General features: G+C 31.5%; 23 protein-coding genes. 11 read left to right on the top strand and 12 right to left on the bottom strand.

Features of this window, described 5'->3' with window-relative positions; translation table 11 throughout:
• Positions 1-7: 7 nt before the first annotated feature.
• The 3 genes from ACZ098_RS03000 to ACZ098_RS02990 all read right to left on the bottom strand — a co-directional run bounded on the left by ACZ098_RS03000 (position 8) and on the right by ACZ098_RS02990 (position 4,668).
• Complete coding sequence (locus ACZ098_RS03000) at positions 8-1,222, bottom strand: RsmB/NOP family class I SAM-dependent RNA methyltransferase (protein ID WP_487310250.1); 1,215 nt, start codon at positions 1,220-1,222, stop codon at positions 8-10.
• Between the two features lie 116 nt (positions 1,223-1,338).
• Entirely contained in the window at positions 1,339-3,324 is a 1,986-nt protein-coding gene (locus ACZ098_RS02995) for a KUP/HAK/KT family potassium transporter (RefSeq protein ID WP_487310249.1), read from the bottom strand.
• Positions 3,325-3,423: 99 nt separating this feature from the next.
• Positions 3,424-4,668, bottom strand: a complete 1,245-nt coding sequence (locus ACZ098_RS02990; RefSeq protein ID WP_487310248.1) for a hypothetical protein — start codon at positions 4,666-4,668, stop codon at positions 3,424-3,426.
• A gap of 125 nt (positions 4,669-4,793) precedes the next feature.
• Between ACZ098_RS02990 and ACZ098_RS02985 the strand changes: the two genes are divergently transcribed.
• A complete protein-coding gene (locus tag ACZ098_RS02985; RefSeq protein ID WP_487310247.1) occupies positions 4,794-5,846 on the top strand; it encodes a WD40/YVTN/BNR-like repeat-containing protein in 1,053 nt (350 codons plus the stop codon).
• Between the two features lie 96 nt (positions 5,847-5,942).
• Here ACZ098_RS02985 and ACZ098_RS02980 read toward each other — a convergent pair whose 3' ends face one another.
• The 4 genes from ACZ098_RS02980 to ACZ098_RS02965 form a co-directional block, all read right to left on the bottom strand.
• Complete coding sequence (locus ACZ098_RS02980; protein ID WP_487310246.1) at positions 5,943-6,416, bottom strand: sensor of ECF-type sigma factor; 474 nt, start codon at positions 6,414-6,416, stop codon at positions 5,943-5,945.
• Between the two features lie 10 nt (positions 6,417-6,426).
• The gene (locus ACZ098_RS02975) at positions 6,427-6,837 is read right to left on the bottom strand and encodes a hypothetical protein (RefSeq protein ID WP_487310245.1); all 411 of its coding nucleotides are present in this window, start codon (positions 6,835-6,837) and stop codon (positions 6,427-6,429) included.
• Positions 6,838-6,867: 30 nt separating this feature from the next.
• Positions 6,868-7,410 (bottom strand): RNA polymerase sigma factor, encoded by a 543-nt coding sequence (locus ACZ098_RS02970; protein ID WP_487310244.1) that lies wholly within the window; start codon positions 7,408-7,410, stop codon positions 6,868-6,870.
• 121 nt (positions 7,411-7,531) lie between these two features.
• Complete coding sequence (locus ACZ098_RS02965; protein WP_487310243.1) at positions 7,532-8,638, bottom strand: GyrI-like domain-containing protein; 1,107 nt, start codon at positions 8,636-8,638, stop codon at positions 7,532-7,534.
• Positions 8,639-8,984: 346 nt separating this feature from the next.
• On the opposite strand from ACZ098_RS02965, the gene ACZ098_RS02960 reads away from it, so the two are divergent.
• Complete coding sequence (locus ACZ098_RS02960; RefSeq protein WP_487310242.1) at positions 8,985-9,368, top strand: pyrophosphohydrolase domain-containing protein; 384 nt, start codon at positions 8,985-8,987, stop codon at positions 9,366-9,368.
• 74 nt (positions 9,369-9,442) lie between these two features.
• On the opposite strand, the gene ACZ098_RS02955 is transcribed toward ACZ098_RS02960, so the two are convergent.
• Entirely contained in the window at positions 9,443-10,510 is a 1,068-nt protein-coding gene (locus ACZ098_RS02955; protein WP_487310241.1) for a branched-chain amino acid aminotransferase, read from the bottom strand.
• A gap of 287 nt (positions 10,511-10,797) precedes the next feature.
• On the opposite strand from ACZ098_RS02955, the gene ACZ098_RS02950 reads away from it, so the two are divergent.
• From ACZ098_RS02950 to ACZ098_RS02935, 4 genes are all read left to right on the top strand, one after another.
• Positions 10,798-11,295, top strand: a complete 498-nt coding sequence (locus ACZ098_RS02950; protein WP_487310240.1) for a DUF4920 domain-containing protein — start codon at positions 10,798-10,800, stop codon at positions 11,293-11,295.
• A gap of 5 nt (positions 11,296-11,300) precedes the next feature.
• On the top strand, positions 11,301-11,759 hold the full coding sequence (locus tag ACZ098_RS02945) for a hypothetical protein (RefSeq protein WP_487310239.1): 459 nt from the start codon (positions 11,301-11,303) through the stop codon (positions 11,757-11,759).
• Positions 11,760-11,776: 17 nt separating this feature from the next.
• Positions 11,777-12,439 carry a tRNA (5-methylaminomethyl-2-thiouridine)(34)-methyltransferase MnmC2 gene (mnmC2, locus tag ACZ098_RS02940; RefSeq protein WP_487310238.1) on the top strand — a complete coding sequence of 221 codons (663 nt, stop codon included), beginning with the start codon at positions 11,777-11,779 and terminating at the stop codon, positions 12,437-12,439.
• A gap of 124 nt (positions 12,440-12,563) precedes the next feature.
• Positions 12,564-12,761 carry a hypothetical protein gene (locus ACZ098_RS02935; RefSeq protein ID WP_487310237.1) on the top strand — a complete coding sequence of 66 codons (198 nt, stop codon included), beginning with the start codon at positions 12,564-12,566 and terminating at the stop codon, positions 12,759-12,761.
• A gap of 43 nt (positions 12,762-12,804) precedes the next feature.
• Here the strand turns inward: ACZ098_RS02935 and ACZ098_RS02930 are convergent, their stop codons facing one another.
• The gene (locus ACZ098_RS02930) at positions 12,805-13,746 is read right to left on the bottom strand and encodes a LysR substrate-binding domain-containing protein (RefSeq protein WP_487310236.1); all 942 of its coding nucleotides are present in this window, start codon (positions 13,744-13,746) and stop codon (positions 12,805-12,807) included.
• A 96-nt stretch (positions 13,747-13,842) separates the two neighbouring features.
• Between ACZ098_RS02930 and ACZ098_RS02925 the strand changes: the two genes are divergently transcribed.
• From ACZ098_RS02925 to can, 5 genes are all read left to right on the top strand, one after another.
• Positions 13,843-14,319 (top strand): Dps family protein, encoded by a 477-nt coding sequence (locus tag ACZ098_RS02925; RefSeq protein ID WP_487310235.1) that lies wholly within the window; start codon positions 13,843-13,845, stop codon positions 14,317-14,319.
• A 61-nt stretch (positions 14,320-14,380) separates the two neighbouring features.
• The gene (locus tag ACZ098_RS02920) at positions 14,381-14,659 is read left to right on the top strand and encodes a hypothetical protein (protein ID WP_487310234.1); all 279 of its coding nucleotides are present in this window, start codon (positions 14,381-14,383) and stop codon (positions 14,657-14,659) included.
• 64 nt (positions 14,660-14,723) lie between these two features.
• Positions 14,724-16,385, top strand: a complete 1,662-nt coding sequence (locus ACZ098_RS02915) for a SulP family inorganic anion transporter (protein ID WP_487310233.1) — start codon at positions 14,724-14,726, stop codon at positions 16,383-16,385.
• A 3-nt stretch (positions 16,386-16,388) separates the two neighbouring features.
• A complete protein-coding gene (locus ACZ098_RS02910; RefSeq protein WP_487310232.1) occupies positions 16,389-17,072 on the top strand; it encodes a carbonic anhydrase family protein in 684 nt (227 codons plus the stop codon).
• A gap of 127 nt (positions 17,073-17,199) precedes the next feature.
• Positions 17,200-17,835 (top strand): carbonate dehydratase, encoded by a 636-nt coding sequence (gene can / locus ACZ098_RS02905; RefSeq protein WP_487310231.1) that lies wholly within the window; start codon positions 17,200-17,202, stop codon positions 17,833-17,835.
• Here can and ACZ098_RS02900 read toward each other — a convergent pair.
• The 3 genes from ACZ098_RS02900 to ACZ098_RS02890 all read right to left on the bottom strand — a co-directional run bounded on the left by ACZ098_RS02900 (position 17,832) and on the right by ACZ098_RS02890 (position 20,271).
• The gene (locus tag ACZ098_RS02900) at positions 17,832-19,022 is read right to left on the bottom strand and encodes an LETM1-related biofilm-associated protein (protein ID WP_487310230.1); all 1,191 of its coding nucleotides are present in this window, start codon (positions 19,020-19,022) and stop codon (positions 17,832-17,834) included. The two genes, can and ACZ098_RS02900, sit on opposite strands and share 4 nt — an antisense overlap.
• Positions 19,023-19,112: 90 nt before the next feature.
• Positions 19,113-19,682: a YdeI/OmpD-associated family protein gene (locus tag ACZ098_RS02895; RefSeq protein WP_487310229.1), complete on the bottom strand. Its 570-nt coding sequence runs from the start codon at positions 19,680-19,682 to the stop codon at positions 19,113-19,115.
• 64 nt (positions 19,683-19,746) lie between these two features.
• On the bottom strand, positions 19,747-20,271 hold the full coding sequence (locus ACZ098_RS02890) for a superoxide dismutase family protein (protein WP_487310228.1): 525 nt from the start codon (positions 20,269-20,271) through the stop codon (positions 19,747-19,749).
• Between the last annotated feature and the right edge of the window lie 44 nt (positions 20,272-20,315).

Raw genomic sequence — 20,315 nt, 5'->3', positions numbered from 1 at the left:
ATTTTATTTATAATTTTCTTTCTAATAAAGCCATATAAAATCCGTCAAACCCTGATTCTGAAGCTAATAGTTTAGCATCTTTTACAAAGGTAAAACTTTTGCCAATATCTGTAGTTAAGAAACGCTTAATTTGTTCCTGATTTTCAGATGGTAACACGGAACAAGTTGCATAAACAAGTTTTCCTCCTGGTTTTACAATTTTGGAATAACTTTCTAAAACTTCTGATTGAATTTTTTTGATATTCTCGATGAATTCAGGTTGTAGTTTCCATTTGGCATCAGGGTTTCTTTTTAAAACTCCCAATCCGCTACAAGGCGCATCGATTAAAACTCGATCTGCCTTTTCGTGAAGCTTTTTGATTACTTTGGTAGAGTCTATAATTTTGTATTCAATATTAAAAGCGCCGTTTCTTTTGGCTCGAAGTTTTAATTGTTTTAGTTTACTTTCGTATAAATCCATTGCAATTAACTGTCCTTTGTTTTCCATTAATGCTGCCATGTGCAATGTTTTTCCACCTGCGCCAGCACAAGTATCAACAACACGCATTCCAGGTTTTACATCTAAAAAAGCAGCCACCAGTTGTGATGATGCATCTTGAACTTCGAAAAAACCTTGCTTAAATGCATCGGTTAAAAATACATTAGCTCTTTCTTTTAAAACTAAAGCATCATTATTGTCTTTAATATATTCTGTTTCAATATTTAAATCCATCAACAGCGCTCGAAGTTGTTCTTTAGTAGTTTTTAAAGTATTTACTCTAAGAATTACCTTTGCCTGTTGGTTTTGCGCTGCTATTTCTTTAGTCCAAACTGCTTCGCCTAATTCTTTCACGCCAAGTTCATCCATCCAATCTGGAATAGATTCGCGCAAGGCTCTTTTTTTAGATAGTTCGTCAAATCGTCCTTTTATTTTTCGTTCTGGAGTTCCTTCTAATTGTCTCCAATCTGGAATTGGATAACCTCTTAGAACAGCCCATGTAGCAAACATTCTCCAAATATTATCACGGTCATAAGGTTCTTTAACTTCTGCAATTTCTGCATATAATCGTTTCCATCGTACTATTTCGTAAATAGTTTCGGCAACAAATTTTCGGTCGGAACTTCCCCAACGTTTGTCTTTTTTTAATGCTCTTGCTACAACTTTATCGGCATATTCGCCTTCGTTAAAAATTGCATTTAACGAGTCAATTGTAGTATAAACTAAATTTCGGTGTAATCTCATGGTTTTAAAAATCAGCGTGCAAAGGTATTGCTTTTTTATAGAAACAAAGAAGTATTCTAATAAAACCTTTTAAGTTTTCTAGAATACTTCTATCGTATTGTTTTTTATAGGGTTACTTAATTTATTTTAGTACATTCTATACGTTTCATATTGATAATTTCAGGTGCATGAAGAACCATCGGGAATTGTTCAACTTTTACTGAACTGTTGTCCAATCCAAATCCGTTTTGTTCTGACAAACTGAATTTTTTAATTAAAAAATAGGTATTCATTACTACTTTCTCAAAGAAGGTTAAATCACTATCATTTGAAAGAAATTTTTCTGATAATACAAATTTGAAATCACCTATAATATTGTTTTTATTTAATGATTCGTAACGACTAGTTATATCCATTTCGCCGTTTTTAACCATATCTTTAATCACTTCTTTGAACATTAAATTGATCTTGGTAGGTTCTCTAAATCCTAAGTAGAAATCTACTCTGTATATGTCGTCTACCACAATTGGAGTTACTCTAAACTCTTTTTTGTAAGGTTCATTTAAGATGTTTACGTGAACAAACCAATAAATATCGGCTCTTTTTGGACGCTTTTGAAGTATGGAGTACATTACTTTTTCTTCAATTTCGTCAGTTCTGTTGGCGTTGGTCATGTAAACTAAGTGTGTTGCATATTTAGGTATAGATAAATCAACACTCAACTCGGCTAATACTTTTTTGTAATCGTTAATTTTGACAATTTTAGTGTAGGCTTTACTGATTTTTTTAGCCAAATACCAAGTAGACATTACACCTATTAAAGAAAGTGCGATAAACAAAGTTACAAAACCACCGTCCATGAATTTTACAATATTTGCAGCTAAAAAGCTAAATTCAATGGTAAGATATAATAGAATCAATGGTGCAATAAAATACCATTTTACTCTTTTCATTATCAGATAATAATTCAGTAATATAGTGGTCATAATCATGCAAAGTACTATGGCTAAACCATAGGCATGTTCCATATTACTAGATTCTTTAAAGTACAATACTATACCAACGCAACCTAGAAATAAAAGCCAGTTGATTGATGGTATGTATAATTGACCTTTGACATCAGTAGGAAATTTAATTTTAACTTTTGGCCAGAAATTTAGTCGCATTGCTTCGTTTATTAGTGTAAAAGAACCACTAATTAAAGCTTGAGATGCGATAACTGCTGCTAATGTTGCGACTACAATTCCAATAGGTTGAAACCAATCTGGCATTATTAAATAGAACGGATTTGGATTATTACTTCCTAGTTGTTCTAGTGTTTTACCATCGTGTAATAATAGGTAAGCACCTTGTCCAAAGTAATTTAATACTAAAGCCGATTTTACAAAAATCCAACTGATGCGAATATTTTTTCGTCCGCAATGACCCATGTCAGAATATAATGCTTCTGCTCCAGTGGTACATAAAAAAACGGCACCAAGAATAAAAAATCCTTGATCACTTACATCGGATGTTAATAGATGATAGGCATAATACGGATTTAACGCGTTGAATACTTCTAAATTAGTCGACATTTGAATGATTCCTAAAATCGCTAACATCGAAAACCAAACCAGCATCATAGGAGCAAAAAATTTACCGACTAGTTTTGTTCCAAATTGTTGAATTGTAAACAAGATGAATAAAATGGCAATAACAATTGGAATTGTTGGAATATCTGGTTTGAAAATTCGCAGTCCTTCAACAGCTGAAGATACCGAAATTGGCGGCGTAATAATTCCATCTGCGAGCAAAGCACTTCCTCCAATAATTGCTGGAACAATAAGCCATTGAATTTTGGTTCTTTTTACTAAAGCATACAAAGCGAAAATTCCTCCTTCACCATGGTTGTCTGCACTTAAAGTGATCAATACATATTTAAGTGTTGTTTGGAGTGTTAATGTCCAAAAGATACAAGACAAGCCTCCAAGTATAAGATCTTTACTGATGGCACTATCACCAATAATAGCTTTCATTACATATAGTGGCGAAGTTCCAATATCTCCGTAAATAATTCCTAAAGTGATTAATAAACCTGCGGCTGAAAGTTTGGTGTGAAGTTGATTATGACTATGAGAACTCATATAATTTTATTAAAAGAGTACAAAGGTATCATTTTTAAATAATTGAAATAAAAAAAGCATCGAATATTTTTCGATGCTTCTTAAATTTAAGTAAGTTGATTATCTTCTTCCACCTCGAGATTCAGAGTTACCTCTTGATGATCTGTTATTATTTCCTCCTCTAGATTCGGATGAACGTTGTGTGGCTACTGATGTTGAACTTCTTTGCGAAGTATTCGATCTTGTTGCACTTGCATTTTCTCGCTGTGGTGACATTCTCGGTGACGAAGCACTCGATGAAGGTCTAGTGTTGGTTTCATAACTTCTTGGTGTTGCTGAACTACTTCTAGGTGTTCCAACAGTAGTACTATTCTCTCTTGGACTAGAAACACTTCTCGGATTGCTGTAGTTTCCAGATTGTTGTGACGATCTTGGAGTTACTACAGAGGTTGATCTTGGTGTAGCATCGCTATTATTTCTAACAGGGTTAGTTCTTGGCGAAGTACTTCTTGGATTTGTACCAACATTATCTCTACTTGAAGTCGTTCTTGGTGTTGCAATAGAATTATTTCCTCTATTTGAACTATTGTTTCTAGATGAATTGTAAGCAACATCTCTGCTAGGTCTTGCTACTTCAAGTTCACGACGGTTGCTGTAACCAGAATTTCTGCTTGCAAAAGAACGATTAGGATATTGTCTTTCATAACCATTACTTCTTCTTCCATAATAATTATTGTAAGCTACTTGACATCTTCTGTTGTAAGAATAATTGTAACTGTGGTTGAAATTTATCCAAACACCAACATTGTGACGGTATCTAAAAACTGGATACGGATTCCAAAATGTGTAATAGCTTGGATAGTAACCCCAATAAAAACTAGAGCAATACGGTCTGTATCTAGGTGTCCAAAAATGGGTGTAAATTACAGGTGTCGAAACATAAACAGGTTCGTAAATATAATTGCTTCCATACATGTATACATCACCAACAACTTGAACTTGAATTCGGTTGTTTCTATCTTTTTCAACTTCAACAGTAGCAACATCTTGAAAAACATCACGACCTAATACTGCTTGAACCACGATTAAATGCGCATTACCTTCTACAGATTCAATTACACGTAAATAATCTACTTGATTGTCTCCATTCAAATCTAAATTTGAAATCTGCATTTTAGGATCATTCAGTCGATTTTCAAAATCTTCTAAATCTCTAGAATCACCAAATATAGAAGCAACTGCTCTCAAATCAAGGTTGTCACTTATTTCAGAACTTGTTGCATTAACTGTAGTTCTATCTTGTGCTATAATGGAACTTGCGAAAAGCAAACTCATCAGCGACGAAAAAAATAATTTAGTTTTCATAATACTCTATTTTAGTTTTTTTATTGGATTCTTTTTAATCAATAAACCAATATCTGTGCCAAGAATTCTTATTTACAAATCATTAACAAATAGTATTTGTATCTTCGCTTTCTAAAATTAAAATAATGAAGAAAAGTATTTATATAGTAGTTCTTGCCATTGTATTGGTTTCGTGCAAATCTGCAAAGCCAGAAAATTCATCCAAAGAGTTTACTTCGGTGAAAGTTGATACTATTTTAATAGATAAAATCAGTATCCGTCCTATAACGGTTGCTATAGATAAAGTTTGGTATGCAGCCGATAAAAATAGAGTAGGTTACTTGAGTTTGACCGATGCAAGTAAAATGCAACGAGAGATTTCTAAAGATGGAATAAAAATGGAGTTTAGAAGTATTGCTCAAACTACCAACTCAATATTTGTTGTAAATGTAGGAAATCCTGCATTGCTTTATAAATTTTCAAAAGATTTGAACAAGAAAGAATTGGTGTACGAAGAAAAAAACGATAAGGTTTTTTACGACAGTATGCAATTTTGGAATGATAACGAAGGAATCGCAATTGGTGATCCAATAGAAAGCTGCATGTGTATTATTATAACACGCGATGGCGGTAAAACTTGGAATAAAGTACCATGCGATACATTGCCAAAAATAGAAGATGGTGAAGCAGCATTTGCAGCAAGCAATACTAATATCGTTATTAAAGGAAATTTGACTTGGGTTGTTTCGGGTGGAAAAAAGTCTCGAGTTTTCATTTCTTCTGATAAAGGAAAATCATGGAAAGTTTATGATACTCCAATTGTGCAAGGTGAAGCGATGACCGGAATTTTTACTGCCGATTTTTATGATTCTAAAATCGGATTTGTGGCAGGCGGAAATTATGATAAACTGAATCAAAATTTTCAAAATAAAGCCATTACGAAAGATGGTGGAAAAACATGGAAATTGGTTGCCGAAAAACAAGGATTTGGATATGCTTCTTGTGTTCAATTTGTACCTAAAAGTAAAGGAAAACAATTGGTAAGTGTTGGCGCAAGCGGATTGTATTATTCTAAAGACGGTGGCGCAAATTGGAAAATGTTACTTAAAGATTCTAGTTTATACACTATTAGATTTGTAGATGAAAACACAGCAATTGCAGCTGGAAAAGACAAAATTATAAAACTTGAGTTTCAATAAAACTTGAATTACACTAAAAAAAATCGCCAACTCTACTATAAATTTAGAAGTTGGCATTTTTTTTTATTTGTAAACTCTGTAAATCTAATCCTAAAACTATCTACCTACTTTTTTATCGCGATACTGCTGTAATAGTTTTCGACTGAAATCTTCTTCGGCTTTTTTAAGTTTTAAAATTTTTACACTTGGTAAAACTCCTTTTAAACTAGAAATAAACTTCTTTTTTAATAAAAATAGTTCTTCATCGGTATTTTCTAATTGCGATAAAATAGCACTTGCTTCTTTTTCAGATAATTTATCTAATGATGAATCATCAGTTTTATCGAGTAGATTTTTCAGTTTTACTTTTCTTATCTCGTGTTGTTTATCTTCAAAAGCGTTGTATAACGGCCAAAATTTAGCTGATTCTTCGGGTGTTAAGCTCAACTCATTTGTAATAAAAGCTACTTTTAACGATTTTATTTGTTCCTTTTTTTGATTGAATCGTTCTTTCAATCGGTTTGCTGGTTGAGCAAAAGCCGTCAGCGTTAACAAAAGAAATAGGAAACTTATGTATTTGATTTTTTTCATTTTTATAATATTAGTTTAAAATGTATTCTTCCACATTGGTATTTTCAGACAATATATCTTCTTGCGAAACATCAATAGAAGTTTCTGATTTTAGTTTAGCAATATCTTCTTCGTCTAATAAATTTACTAAATCATCATCGGTTATTGTAGAATGATTTGTAATATAATTTTCAATTTCGGTAGTATAAGAAATCTCCGTGTCGGTTTTCCATAAATTCATTACTGGAATGGTAAATGCTATAACCAATATTGCCGCTGCCGAGTAAAACCAATTTCTGTTTTTAGCATAAAACGAAATAACTTTAGGTTCATGCGTTGGCAATTTACCCATTAATCGGTCGTTGAAATTTTCGAAATAATTATCAGGTGTGGTAAAACCTGACGTTATTTTTGGATTGGTGTTTAAATTAAAATCATTCATATCTGTAAGACATTTTCATTTCTAAAAGGTTTAATCGTGTTTCATATATTCTTCAATTTTTTTCACAGCTATGTGATACGACGCTTTGAGCGCACCAACTGAAGTTCCTAAAATTTCCGACATATCTTCGTACTTTAGTTCTTCAAAATATTTCATTTTAAAGACCAATTGTTGTTTTTCTGGTAAAGTAATAATGGCTTTTTGTAATTTTAACTGAATTTCATTTCCGTCAAAATAAACATCCGATTGTAAATTTTCTACAATTTTTGTTTGTAATGCTTCGCTTGTTGTTCCGTTTCGTTTGGCTTTGCTGTTTATAAAAGTTATTGCTTCGTTGGTAGCTATGCGATACATCCATGAGAAAAGTTTGCTATCACCTTTAAAATTTTTTAAATATTGAAACACTTTAATAAATGTGTTTTGCAAAACATCATCGGCATCGTCATGGTTCAAAACAATTCCTCGAATATGATTGTATAATGGTTTTTGAAAATCGCGTACCAATTTTTGAAACGCAACATTTTGCGTTTTCACATCGAGCAACTCTTTTATAAAATCTTTTTCGTCTTGCAAGCTAAAACCATTTATCAATTAGAATAAAGATAGTTTAAAAGGTTTAATCCAAAACAAAATTTTATCTTTTAAGAAGGTAAAAGGTTTTTTTACAACTTGCTCGTTATATTTTAAACTTAACTTAGGGTGTTACCGAAGTGCTTTCTGAACGAACGATTGGCTTAGTTGCAGTTGAATCTACAAGCTTTCTGTAACTTGGTTTTGGAGCTACTGTTTTTGGAACAATCGGAATGTAAGTTTCTGTTATCCATTTAGATGGAGCTTTTGCATCTAGACTGTTTTTAGTATATACTTCAATGATTTGTAATGTAGTATTTCGCTCCAATTTGTTTTTCATCAAATACTCATATCCTTTTTTCCATACTTTCTGAGAATGGCTGTAATCGCCAGTAAGTGTAGTTTTTAAAGCAGAATAAGCTGGTAGTTGTCCTGATTGCATATCGCTTCCTGCCGATATAAATATTGAATCGCGAACTGGAATACAAACCGAAAGTCCTATTAAATCATTAATTCGATCATATTTTGTGTATAAAATAAATGGTTTACCGTTGGTGGCAATTTTATTTTTTTCGACAAATTTGGTCATACGAGGTAGTAAAATTTTAATGTTTTTATTTACATTTTTTTCTCTAGAAACTATGGATTGTTTGAGATAGAATGTAGCTGAACGATTTACAATACCATTAACTTTGATACTAAATGTGTTTAATTCGTAGTTTAAGCTTTTATTTAAATTTTCTAAACTTAATTCATTTTGGTTACCTACTACAGAGTTGATTCCTCCGTTAAAAAAAGATAGTATTTTACTTTTAAAGTCAAGTTTTCCTTTGCTTTGCCAAGTAACTTTAGTTCCTCCAATGGTGTCTTTAAATTTTAAAGTAACTTCACTTTTTTCACCATTTTCGTATTTATTTATAAAAATGCTGTCGTTTTCTTTTGTAAACAGCGTTTTCATTTTTCCATCGGTTGAACCTTTCCAAGAAAAAGAAGCTCCTTTTCCCGAGGTGATTTCTGGATAATTATAAGTAATCGATTGGTCTGAAATTAATTTAGTTTCGAATGATTCCCAATTTCTGTAGTCGTTTATGTAACTATACAGTGTACTTTTTGGAGTATTAATTACTTTGCTTGCGGTAACATTGTAATCGGCTTTTTGGGTTGATACAAAAACGGTTAATCCTATTAGTAATAATAAAACAAGTAATAAAATATATTTTAGGATTCTCATCTTTAATCTCAAACTAAAATTGTTGTGGTAAAAATAGTAAAATTATTTTGTAGTTAAACGTTTGTAATACAATCTGATAATTTTAATGTTTAAAGAAGATTTTTATCAAAAATAAAAGCATAATAAATCCGAAGAAACCTAGTAATATTTTATAATTCCCTTTATAAAATTGGCTGTGTAATACTTTGTCTTTACCGTATGCTATTATCATTGCAATAACAAACGCTATTAAAAAAAGTGCTGCAAAAATCCATTGCCCAGTTGTAAACATAATTGCTAATTTTTCAACAAATTTACTATTTTGAAATCAAAATTTGTACTTTGCAGTCACAATAAATTAATAAAAATGCAAAAACAAATTAACTCCGTTAAAGAATTCCATACTGCTTTTGGTATAGGTGTTTCTGAAACTTTAAAAGCCGATTTGGGTTCAAACATCAATATGCTTCGTTACAATTTGATGAAAGAAGAAAATGAAGAATATCTTGAAGCAGTGCAGAATAATGATATTGTTGAAATAGCCGATGCACTTGGCGACATGCTTTATATCCTTTGTGGAACTATTATAGAACATGGTTTACAAGATAAAATTGAAGCGGTTTTCGACGAAATTCAGAGAAGTAATATGAGTAAACTTGATGAAAATGGAAAACCTATTTATCGAGAAGATGGTAAAGTTATGAAAGGGCCAAATTACTTCAAGCCAAATTTTGACGCTATTTTAAAATAATAGTTCATACTTCCACGAAAAAAAATCGATTGCCAAATGACAATCGATTTTTTTATTTAGTAGTTCACAATAAATTATACTTCAACTGTCCAACCGAAGGTGTCTTCTGCAAGTTTGTATTGTATTTTTGTAAGCTTATCTTTTAATTGTAAAGCAATTGAATCTTCTAGTTTAGGCAATTCGTAATACGTATTTTGATATGAAAATCCAGTAATTGGGTTTACTACAGCTGCAGTTCCTGCGCCAAATATTTCTTTTAACGAGCCATTTTTAGCTGCTTCTACAAGTTCTTCTACCAATACCGAACGCACTTCTACGTCAATTCCTTCACGTTTGGCTAAGTCTATCAAACTTTTTCTTGTTACACCATCTAAAATTCGTTCGCTTGTTGGTGCTGTCAATAAAGTATCATTTATTCTAAAAAAAACGTTCATTGTTCCAGCTTCTTCTAGCTTGGTATGTGTTGCATCATCGGTCCAAATAATTTGTTGGAAACCTTTATCATTTGCCAATTTGGTAGGATAAAATTGAGCAGAATAATTTCCAGCCGCTTTTGCAGCTCCAATTCCACCATTAGCAGCGCGTGAAAAATGTTCAGCAATAATCACTTTCACTTCACCAGAATAATACGATTTTGCAGGAGAAAGAATAATCATAAAACGGTATTGCGTTGATGGCTGTGCAATTACGCCAGAACCAACTGCAATCATAAACGGTCTTATATATAATGTATTTCCAATACCTTTTTTAACCCATTCTTTATCGATTTCTAAAATGGTTTTTAGTCCTTCAATAAATACGTCATGTGGTACTTCTGGCATCGCCATACGCTTGGCCGAATTGTTGAATCGAGTAAAGTTTTCGTCAGGTCTAAAAAGCCATACAGCATCATTCTCGTCTTTATAGGCTTTCATTCCTTCAAAAATGGCTTGTCCGTAATGAAATACTTTGGCAGACGGATCAATTAAGAATGGCGCATAGGGTTTAATTTCAGGTTTGTGCCATTTTCCTTCTTTGAAATCACAAACCAACATGTGATCTGTAAATACATTTCCAAAAGCTAGATTTTCAAAATCTACCGAATCAATTTTTGATGAAGTAGCTTTAACTATATCGATTTCGAGCGTAGTTTTTAAACTCATTTACTAAGTTATTTTTAGATAAAATTTATTTAAAACATTGATTTTCAATAGTTTGAAAATAAACTTTATTAGTTTATAAAGTTGTGTATTAATTTTGGCTAAACTACTAAAAAAATGTATGTACTTTTAATCAAATTTGATTTAATTAATCCTTTTTTACAATCTAATAAATGTTTTCTTTAAAAAGTAAGTATTTGTTAAAGAATATAAAAAAAAGATGCTTTTTTAATCGAATGTTTTCAATAACTCATTATTTTTGTCGGATATTAAAATTTAAAACTTTTAAAATGAAAAAATTACAACTTATGATAGTTTCAATTGTTATGGCAATTGGATTAAATGGTTTTTCTCAAGCAAAGGCTACAACTGTAAACGTTAAAGATTATGCGTTATTTGGAGATAAATTTGAGCCTACTAAAGTTTTGACTAACAAGGAAATGCTTAAAAAATACAAGACACTTAAAAAAGGCGATTCCATACAAGTAAAGTTTAAATCAAATATAAAAGAAGTTTGTAAGAAAAAAGGATGTTGGATGCAAATGGACTTAACAGAAAACCAACAGTCATTCGTAAAATTTAAAGACTATGGTTTTTTCGTGCCTTTAAATGCCGACAATTCTGAAGCAATTATAAATGGAATCGCTTTTATAGATGTGGTTTCTGTTGATGAATTGAAACATTATGCAAAAGATGCTGGAAAATCGCAAGCTGAAATCAATAAAATTAAAAAACCTGAAATCACGTATTCTTTCAAAGCAACAGGTGTTTTAATTAAGAAATCATAATCTTAATGAGAAAGCTATTTTTGATAATTTTTGTTGTATTATTATCTTTTTCTTGTCAGAAAAAAGAAGCGGTGATTGCCAATGATAATAAAGATTCTATACAATCGGATACTACAACAAGTAAAGAATTTGAGATGTACACCATGTCGGAAATGGCCGGATTGATGGAACAAATGTATGTTCAAAATTTGAGTGTAAAAGAAAAAATTGCTAAAGGCGAAGCGCTAGGCGAATTTCCTGATTACTACATGAAAATTCATACGGCTAAGTTTACAGATTCGACTGATAATGATCTTTTTTTTAAAACCAATGCCAAACTTTATATTGAATCACAAAAGAAATTATATTCTGATTTAGAAAATCAAAAAAAGAATTATAATGCCGGGGTTGATGCTTGTATTACTTGTCATGAAAATAAATGTGGCGGTCCAATTCCTAAGATTAAAAAATTGTATTTAAAGTAATTGTACGTTACAAAATTATGCTAAGAGAAATAAAAATAACGCGTGACGGTTCAACAACAATACATATTCCTGAACTCAACGAGAGTTATCATTCTAAACATGGCGCTATTCGAGAAGCGTATCATGTTTTTATAAAAAGCGGATTTTCTTTATTTGAAGGAAAATCCGTTTCTATTTTAGAAATAGGTTTTGGTACTGGTTTAAATGCTTTTATTACCTTTTTAGAAGCCAATAAATTGAATCAGAAAATTGATTATGTTGGTGTAGAAGCCTATCCTGTAGCTGCTGAAGAAGTTGCGCAAATGAATTTTGTATCCGAACTTAAAGCGGATAATCAGTTGGATTTTTTTCTGAAAATGCACCACACTACTTGGGAAGAAAAACACCTAATTTCAGACAATTTTCGCTTAACTAAACGAGAACAACGTTTTGAAGATATTACTGATGTGGAACAATATGATTTAATTTATTTTGATGCATTCGGATTTGCCGTTCAACCCGAATTGTGGTCGGAAGAAATTTTTCAGATCATGTACAAAGCATTAAAAAAAGATGGAGTTTTGGTAACCTATGCTTGCAGAACATCAATAAAAAATGCGATGATATCGTCAGGGTTTTCTGTAGAAAAATTACCTGGCGCACCGGGAAAGAGAGAAATGCTTAGGGCTAAAAAACTTTAACAGTAGTGCAAATAGAATTTTAACGTAGTATTATGTTTTTGACAAAAACTATTTTTTAAATTTGATAAACTATAAAACAACGTTCTCTTACCAAGACTAAGCAAACCAAAAAAATATCAAATCTATGTCCAGATTAATCTACGATTATTCTAAATCGGTTTTAGAAAGAGTTAGCTTTGACACTAAACTTTTTTGTAAAGAATTAGAAAAAGCTGTCAAGTTGCTTTTGCCTTATGAAATAGAAGAATTAACCATTTGGTTGGTAAATTTTGTTAAGGAAAAGCCCGAATTAAATCAATGTTTACTGATTGTTAATAAATAAAAACTAAAGGAACTTAAACGGTTCCTTTTTTATTTTACTACCATTATTTAATGGGTTTAGGACTAATAATTTCTACATTCTGAAATACGATTGCACCTTTTATAACTCCTGCAATAGTACTTCGTAATGCATCAATTATATGAATTTTAAGTTCTGTTTTAGGATAAATTAAACTAACTTCTCGTGCAGGTTTTGGTTCTTTAAAATGGCGAATTTTATTTTTGTCTTTTTCATTTAAATCTAGTGTGTGCAAAAATGGCAATAGGGTAATTCCTAATCCTTCGTCGGCAAGTTTAATAAGTGTTTCAAAACTACCACTTTCTAATTGAAAATGTCCGTTATCAGCGTTACCACCATTTTTACATAAATTTAAAATGCCGTCTCTAAAACAATGTCCGTCTTGAAGTAATAGAATTTCATCCAAATTTAAATCTGAAACCTCAATTTCTGGTTTGTTATAAGAAGCGTGATTTTCTGGAATATAGGCTACAAACGGTTCGAAATACAAAACAACTTCTTTTATTTTTTCTTCGTTTAAAGGAGTTGCTGCAATGGCTGCGTCAAGATGTCCGTTGTTGAGTTTAGAAATAATTTCATCGGTATTTAATTCCTCAATAATCAGTTTAACTTTTGGATATTTTTTTATAAAATTATTCAAAAACATGGGTAAAAGTGTCGGCATAATTGTTGGAATTATTCCGATTCTAAATTCACCACCAACGTACCCTTTTTGGTGTTGTACAATGTCGTGAATTCGATCTGCTTCGTTTACAATATTTTTGGCTTGATTAACTATTTTTTGTCCAATATCGGTAAGCTGAATTGGCTTTTTAGTTCGGTCAAAAATTTGAATACCAAGTTCTTCCTCGATTTTTTGAATTTGCATACTCAAAGTTGGTTGCGTAACAAAACATTTTTCGGCTGCTAAAGTAAAGTTTTTGTATTCGGCTACTGCCAAAACATATTGTAATTGAGTAATTGTCATTTATAATTCTATTTTATGCAAATATAAAAACTATCAATTTATCTTATAGTAAAATTTACAATTTTTATTGTAAGTTTGATAAAAATTAATAGAAATATGAACGCTTTAGGTTTGCCTCAAAAAGAGACTGAACAATTAGTGGTTGAATTGAATAATTTGCTGTCTAATTTTCAAATTTATTATCAGAATTTGCGTGGTTTGCATTGGAATATTCGCGGCAAACGTTTTTTTGATTTACATGTAAAATTTGAAGAATTGTATAACGACAGTCAATTAAAAATTGATTTAATTGCAGAACGAGTTTTGACATTAGGAGGTACGCCATTGCATACTTTCGATGATTATATAAAAAATAATAAACTAGCAATAGGTAAAAACATTCATCAAGATGAAGAAGCAATTAAGCTTATTGTAAGTTCACTTTCGCAGTTATTACAAATAGAGCGTATTATATTATCCAATTCGGGTGCTATTGATGATGAAGGTACCAATTCGATGATGAGTGATTTTATCAAAGAACAAGAAAAAACAATTTGGATGATGAACGCTTGGCTCGGAGAATCATTAAAATAATTGGTTGTTAAATTTAATGTAATGGTAAATAGAAAGCGCTTTTAAAAACTATTTTTGCTTTATGAAATTAGTGGCTAACATTTTGTTGTTTCTTTTTGTATCTTTTCTAGCTGTTCCTACTATTGTGACCTTAATAGAAAAGAAATCGGACGTTTCTGCTTTTTATTCAAGCGCCGAAGAAGAAATACACAAAGAAATAAAAGCCGAAATTAAAGAATGTTATTCGTTTGACCTTATCAATTATTCATACACTTCAAAAATTAGGATTTTTAGCGGGTACCAATCTAATTTAAGATTGATATCTAAAGAAATTTTGATTCCACCGCCTAAAATGGCTTAGTACAAGTTTACGTTTATAAATTTCACATTGTGTGAAGTTGTTTCTTTGTATTAAATTTTTAGGTATGACAAAAAAAATAAATCTTTTTTCTAACCTTAAATCTGATTTTGCATCGGGTTTAGTGGTTTTTTTGGTGGCACTTCCATTGTGTTTGGGAATAGCATTGGCTTCGGGCGCACCACTTTTTGCAGGAATAATTTCTGGAGTTGTTGGAGGTATTGTTGTAGGATATCTAAGTACATCGCATCTTAGTGTTTCTGGACCAGCAGCAGGATTAACTGCAATTGTTTTAACCGCTATTACCGATTTAGGATCATTCAACGCCTTTCTTTTGGCAGTTTTTTTAGCTGGAATTTTTCAATTAATTCTTGGTTTTATTAAGGCTGGAACTATTTCCAACTACTTTCCAAGTAATGTTATTGAAGGTATGCTAGCCGGTATTGGATTGATTATAATTTTAAAACAAATTCCACATGCGGTAGGTTTAGATTCTGATTTTGAAGGTGATGAAGCTTTTTCTCAAGTAGATGGTAAAAATACATTTTCAGAATTGTTTTCAGTTTTTGATTATATGCAAGTGGGTTCGGTAGTAATTACTCTCATCTCTTTGGCAATATTAATTTCATGGACAAAAATTGATTTTCTAAAAAAGTTAAAAGTTGTTCCAGGAGCATTAGTTGCCGTAATTGTTGGTATTCTACTGAATGAATATTTTGTAAGAACTGGAAGTTCTTTAGCAATTTCTAAAGAGCATTTAGTGAATTTACCTGTTCCTCAATCTTTAAGTGAGCTTCAAAATATTATAGTTGTTCCCGATTTCACCGCAATTATAAATCCCAAAGTATGGTTTGTTGCTGGTACAATTGCAGTAGTAGCTTCTATAGAAACGTTGTTATGTATTGAAGCAGCCGACAAAATGGATGTTCAAAAACGCTATTCAGATACCAATATTGAGTTGAAAGCACAAGGTTTAGGTAATCTTATCAGTGCTCTATTAGGTGGTTTACCAATGACTTCGGTTGTAGTTAGAACCTCTGCCAATAGTAATGCTGGAGCAAAATCTAAAATGTCAACAATCATTCATGGCGTTTTGTTATTGATAAGTGTTTTGGCAATTCCGGTTGTGTTAAATAAAATTCCTTATGCAACTTTAGCAGCAATTTTGCTATTGGTTGGCTACAAACTTGCTAGTCCAAAAACGGTGAAACACTTTTGGCAAAAAGATAAAATATATCAATTTATACCTTTTATTTTAACCTTTGTGGCAGTTGTTTTGACCGATTTGTTAAAAGGAGTTGCGCTTGGAATGGTTGTTAATGTAATTTTTATTTTGATTGGAAATGCAAAACGCGCCTACAAATTTACCAAAGAAGAATACACCGATGGAGATGTAATTCATATCGATTTGGCTCAGGAAGTTTCTTTCTTGAACAAGTCGGCAATAAAAACTACATTGTTATCAATACCCGAAAATTCCAAAGTTGTTATAAATGCATCTGATACCGTATATATTGCGCACGATGTGTTAGATTTAATTAAAGAATTCAAAAAGTTTAGAGCCAAAGATGAAAATATTAAAGTAAAACTTATCGGATTTAAAGATGCTTACAATCTTGAAAATAGCGAAGGTTTTAAAAATACAGTCACCTACGAGCATAAATATGATGCTCTAAAGAGACAAACAATTAAAGTTGAAATAAATAAAAATACTGATTTAAACGAATAAAAAATGAAAACATTAAATAAAGAGTTACAATCTTCAATCACACCAAGAAAAGCTTTAGAAATTTTACAAGATGGAAACCAAAGATTTATAAAAAATCTTCAAGCTCGCCGCGATTTACTTGAACAAGTTAATGACACAAGAGATGGTCAATGGCCATTTGCTATAATTTTAAGTTGTATCGACAGTAGAACATCGGCCGAATTAATTTTTGATCAAGGCTTAGGTGATATTTTTTCTGTAAGAATTGCAGGAAATATTGTTAACGCAGATATACTTGGAAGCATGGAGTTTGCTTGTAAAGTAGCTGGTTCAAAACTAATTGTAGTACTTGGGCATAGTAAATGTGGCGCTATAAAAGGTGCTTGTGATCATGTTGAAATGGGAAATTTAACCGAATTGTTATCTAAAATTCAACCAGCTGTTTATGAAGAAAAAACAGTTGCAGAAGATAGAACCTCTAAAAATGGGGTATTTGTTGAAAATGTTTCTCAAATTAATGTAAAGCGAAGTGTAAAAAACATCATAGAGCGTAGTTTTATTTTAGAGCAAATGATTGAAAGTGGCGCGATTGGTGTAGTGGGTGCAATGCACAATATCGAAACTGGTGAAGTTACTTTTTATGATGACGTATCTTATATTAAAGACGACAAAAATCCTAATTTTTCAGTAGCAGAGTTAAAGCATTAATTGCTCATAGTACTTTCTTAGAAGCCATTAATCATTAGTTCTAACTATTTGATTAATGGTTTTTTTAATAGTATATTTGAGTTACAAAAAAACAGAAGTTTTAAGCACTAAAATTAATCAAACATCGATGAGTGATTTTTATAAAAAAATATTAGATAATAACAAAACTTGGGTTGAAAATCAGCTTGAAGTTGATAAAGATTACTTTAAAGATTTAGCCAAAGGGCAAAATCCACATTTGCTTTGGATAGGTTGTTCAGATAGTCGTGTACCAGCAAACGAGATTATTGGCGCAAAACCCGGCGAAGTTTTTGTACATAGAAATATTGCCAATATGGTAGTTCATAGTGATATGAATATGCTAAGCGTATTAGATTATGCTGTAAATGTTTTAAAAGTAAAACACGTTTTAGTTTGCGGTCATTATGGTTGCGGTGGTGTAAAAGCTGCAATGGGAAATGATTCTATTGGAATTATTGACAATTGGATTCGACATATAAAAGATGTGTACAGATTACACAATACCTACTTAGATTCTTTTGAAGATGAAGAGGAGCGTTTTAACAAATTTGTAGAGTTGAACGTAAAAGAGCAGGTTTTTGATTTAGCCAAAACATCAATAGTTCAAAGTGCTTGGAGAAACGGACAAGAACTTACATTGCATGGTTGGGCCTACGGATTAAATTCAGGTTATGTAACCGATTTGGATGTAAATATAAGTTCGAATGTAGATTTGGATACTGTGTATCAACTTAAATTTTAATCATCAAGATTTTCATTAAATGCTGACGGTAATAATTGCGGAATAAATTTTACTAATAAAGGCAGCAACAAGCCACCACCAGGAAGTAAAAAAATAGTTAACGATGGAATGCTTTTGCACACGTCTAACAATTGTTTTTTTACTTTCTTTTTTTCTTCTTTACTCAAATCTCTATGAGTCGATTTTGCCAAAAGTGATACCAATTCTTTACTTTCAGAAAGTTCTTTCAAAAGTCGTTTGCTGTTTCTTTTTATAAGAATTTCAACACCATGCGTGGTTTGCTCGTAAAAATGTTTTACCGGATTGGAATAATTAAAATATTGAATGTCTTTCTTATTTGTTGAAATAAATTCACTTGTGGTTTCAATACTATAATCAATAAATTGACTTGATAATTCAAGTTTTTCTCCCAACTTGTGCAGAAAGTAAATTTCGTCGTTTTCGATAATGCCATCGTTCCATAATGCCATTCCAGCCATATCTAACAAATAGTACTTTTCAAAATCTTCGGTGAAATAGTGCAATGGTAGACTATCTAAATCAGACGATTTGTTTAAATCCGAAAATTTCGTATACCTTACAGATGCTTCAAAAAGTTTTATTAGTAAATCATCGGTATTAGATTTTTTAGTCTTGAGTTGTAATGATAGCGATACAATACTCAAAATGATTTCTTCTGTTTTTTTGAGATATTTTTCGGGTATTTGATTGTGGATGAGAAATTTATTGTACGCTAAAACATCTACAAATAATAATGCATTGGTAAGGATATGCGAAAAATTTTTGCTAATAATATCTTTATTTGTTTGAACTCGATCATTAATCAGACTTTCAAGTTTATTGGAAGCATTAGAGGGAATAATGTTTTTAAAAAACGAAAATTCTTTTTGATTCATTTCATTATAAAACGCAACTGTTTTTTCTATAAAAAGACTAGGATTAGCATCTTGATTTGCAAAACAATAAACAGAATATAAGGTGTTTACCAAAGCTACTTTAGAAATTTCATCGCTTTTCCATTGTGAAATATCAATTGGAGTAGGTGTATTGATGCTGATAATATGACCGTAGATAAAACCAGTTTTTCTTATTTGTTCGTAAAAAGACAGATGATTTTCGGACAAAACATGCTGTCCTTGCTCCAAAAAAAATTTATCTATCCAGCCATTTGCCGACGGGTTAATCATCGTGTAATTTTATAAAGAAAATATCGAGACAAAATTCGTGAAAATTTATTAGGCATTAGACTTTTTTGATTAAAATAACGTAAAAATAATTTAAGGTCTCGATTTGCTATTTTGTTCGCAAAGTCTAATGATTTCTGAAATTCTTGCAGTTCTTGTTTCTTCTCTTTTGGCCTGATTTAACCAGTATAAATAGCTTTTTCTGTACGAAGGACTAAAATTAGTATAATTTGAATAGGCAGCTTCGTTTTCTTGAAAAGCCTTTTCTAAATCAGCAGGAATACTTAGGCTTTCAACTGCATCAAGAGAATGCCATGAACCATTTTTTTTAGCAATTTCTATTTTTTGTAACCCACTTTCATGAATAAGATTCTCTTGAAGTAGTTTTTCTATATAGCTTTTATTGAGTTTGCTCCAAACGCTTTTATCCTTTCTAGGTGTGAAAAGTTGCTTTCGTTTTTCATCATCAATTTTTCGAACTGTAGAGTCAATCCAACCGTAACATATTGCTACTTGTACGGCTTCTTCCCATCGCATGCTTTCATTTGTGCTACTAACTTTGTAGAAAAGTAGATAGACACCTTTGCAGGAATTGTGATTTTCATGCAGCCAAAGTCGCCATTCTTGCGAGTTTTTAAAGTATAAAAGTTGTTTTTCTTCCATTCAATTCATTAAAAAAGGTATGCTAAAAAATTGGCATACCTTAATTTTTAACCAAAAGTAATACTTATTTTATTATTCCTGCACAAGCAACTCTAGCACCAGCATTTCCTGTTGGTTGCGATGTAAAATCGTCAGGATCGGCATGTACTATTAAGCCTTTTCCTAGTATATCTTTGTTGGCATCTCCACAACCTATGCACCATTCGTCTGTACTGAACGATACTGTTCCTTGACCATATTGATCGGTAGTAAAATTTCCAATATCACCTTTATGATGTTCGGCTTCACCCCATTTTCCATGTTTTTTAAAGGTTGGATTCCAATGTCCTCCAGCGCTTGTAGCATCTGCGGCAGAACAATCGGCCTTTTCATGAATATGAATTGCATGTGTTCCTGGTTGTAATCCAGAAATTTTTGCTTCTAAAACTACTTTGCCATCTTTTTCAAAAAATGTAGCGGTACCAGTAACATTGCTTTTGCTTTTGGATTCTAAATTAATTGTTATTGCATTAGCTTTGGTTTCAGTACCTGATTTACAGGCTACTATAATTGCTACTGCAATTGCCGAAAGAAGAATAATTTTTTTCATAATATTTTTTTATTAAAAGTACATTTTTTTTACTTTCTTAAATT

Source organism: Flavobacterium sp. SP2, from assembly GCF_057626655.1.
This window is presented reverse-complemented; position numbering and strand designations above follow the sequence as displayed.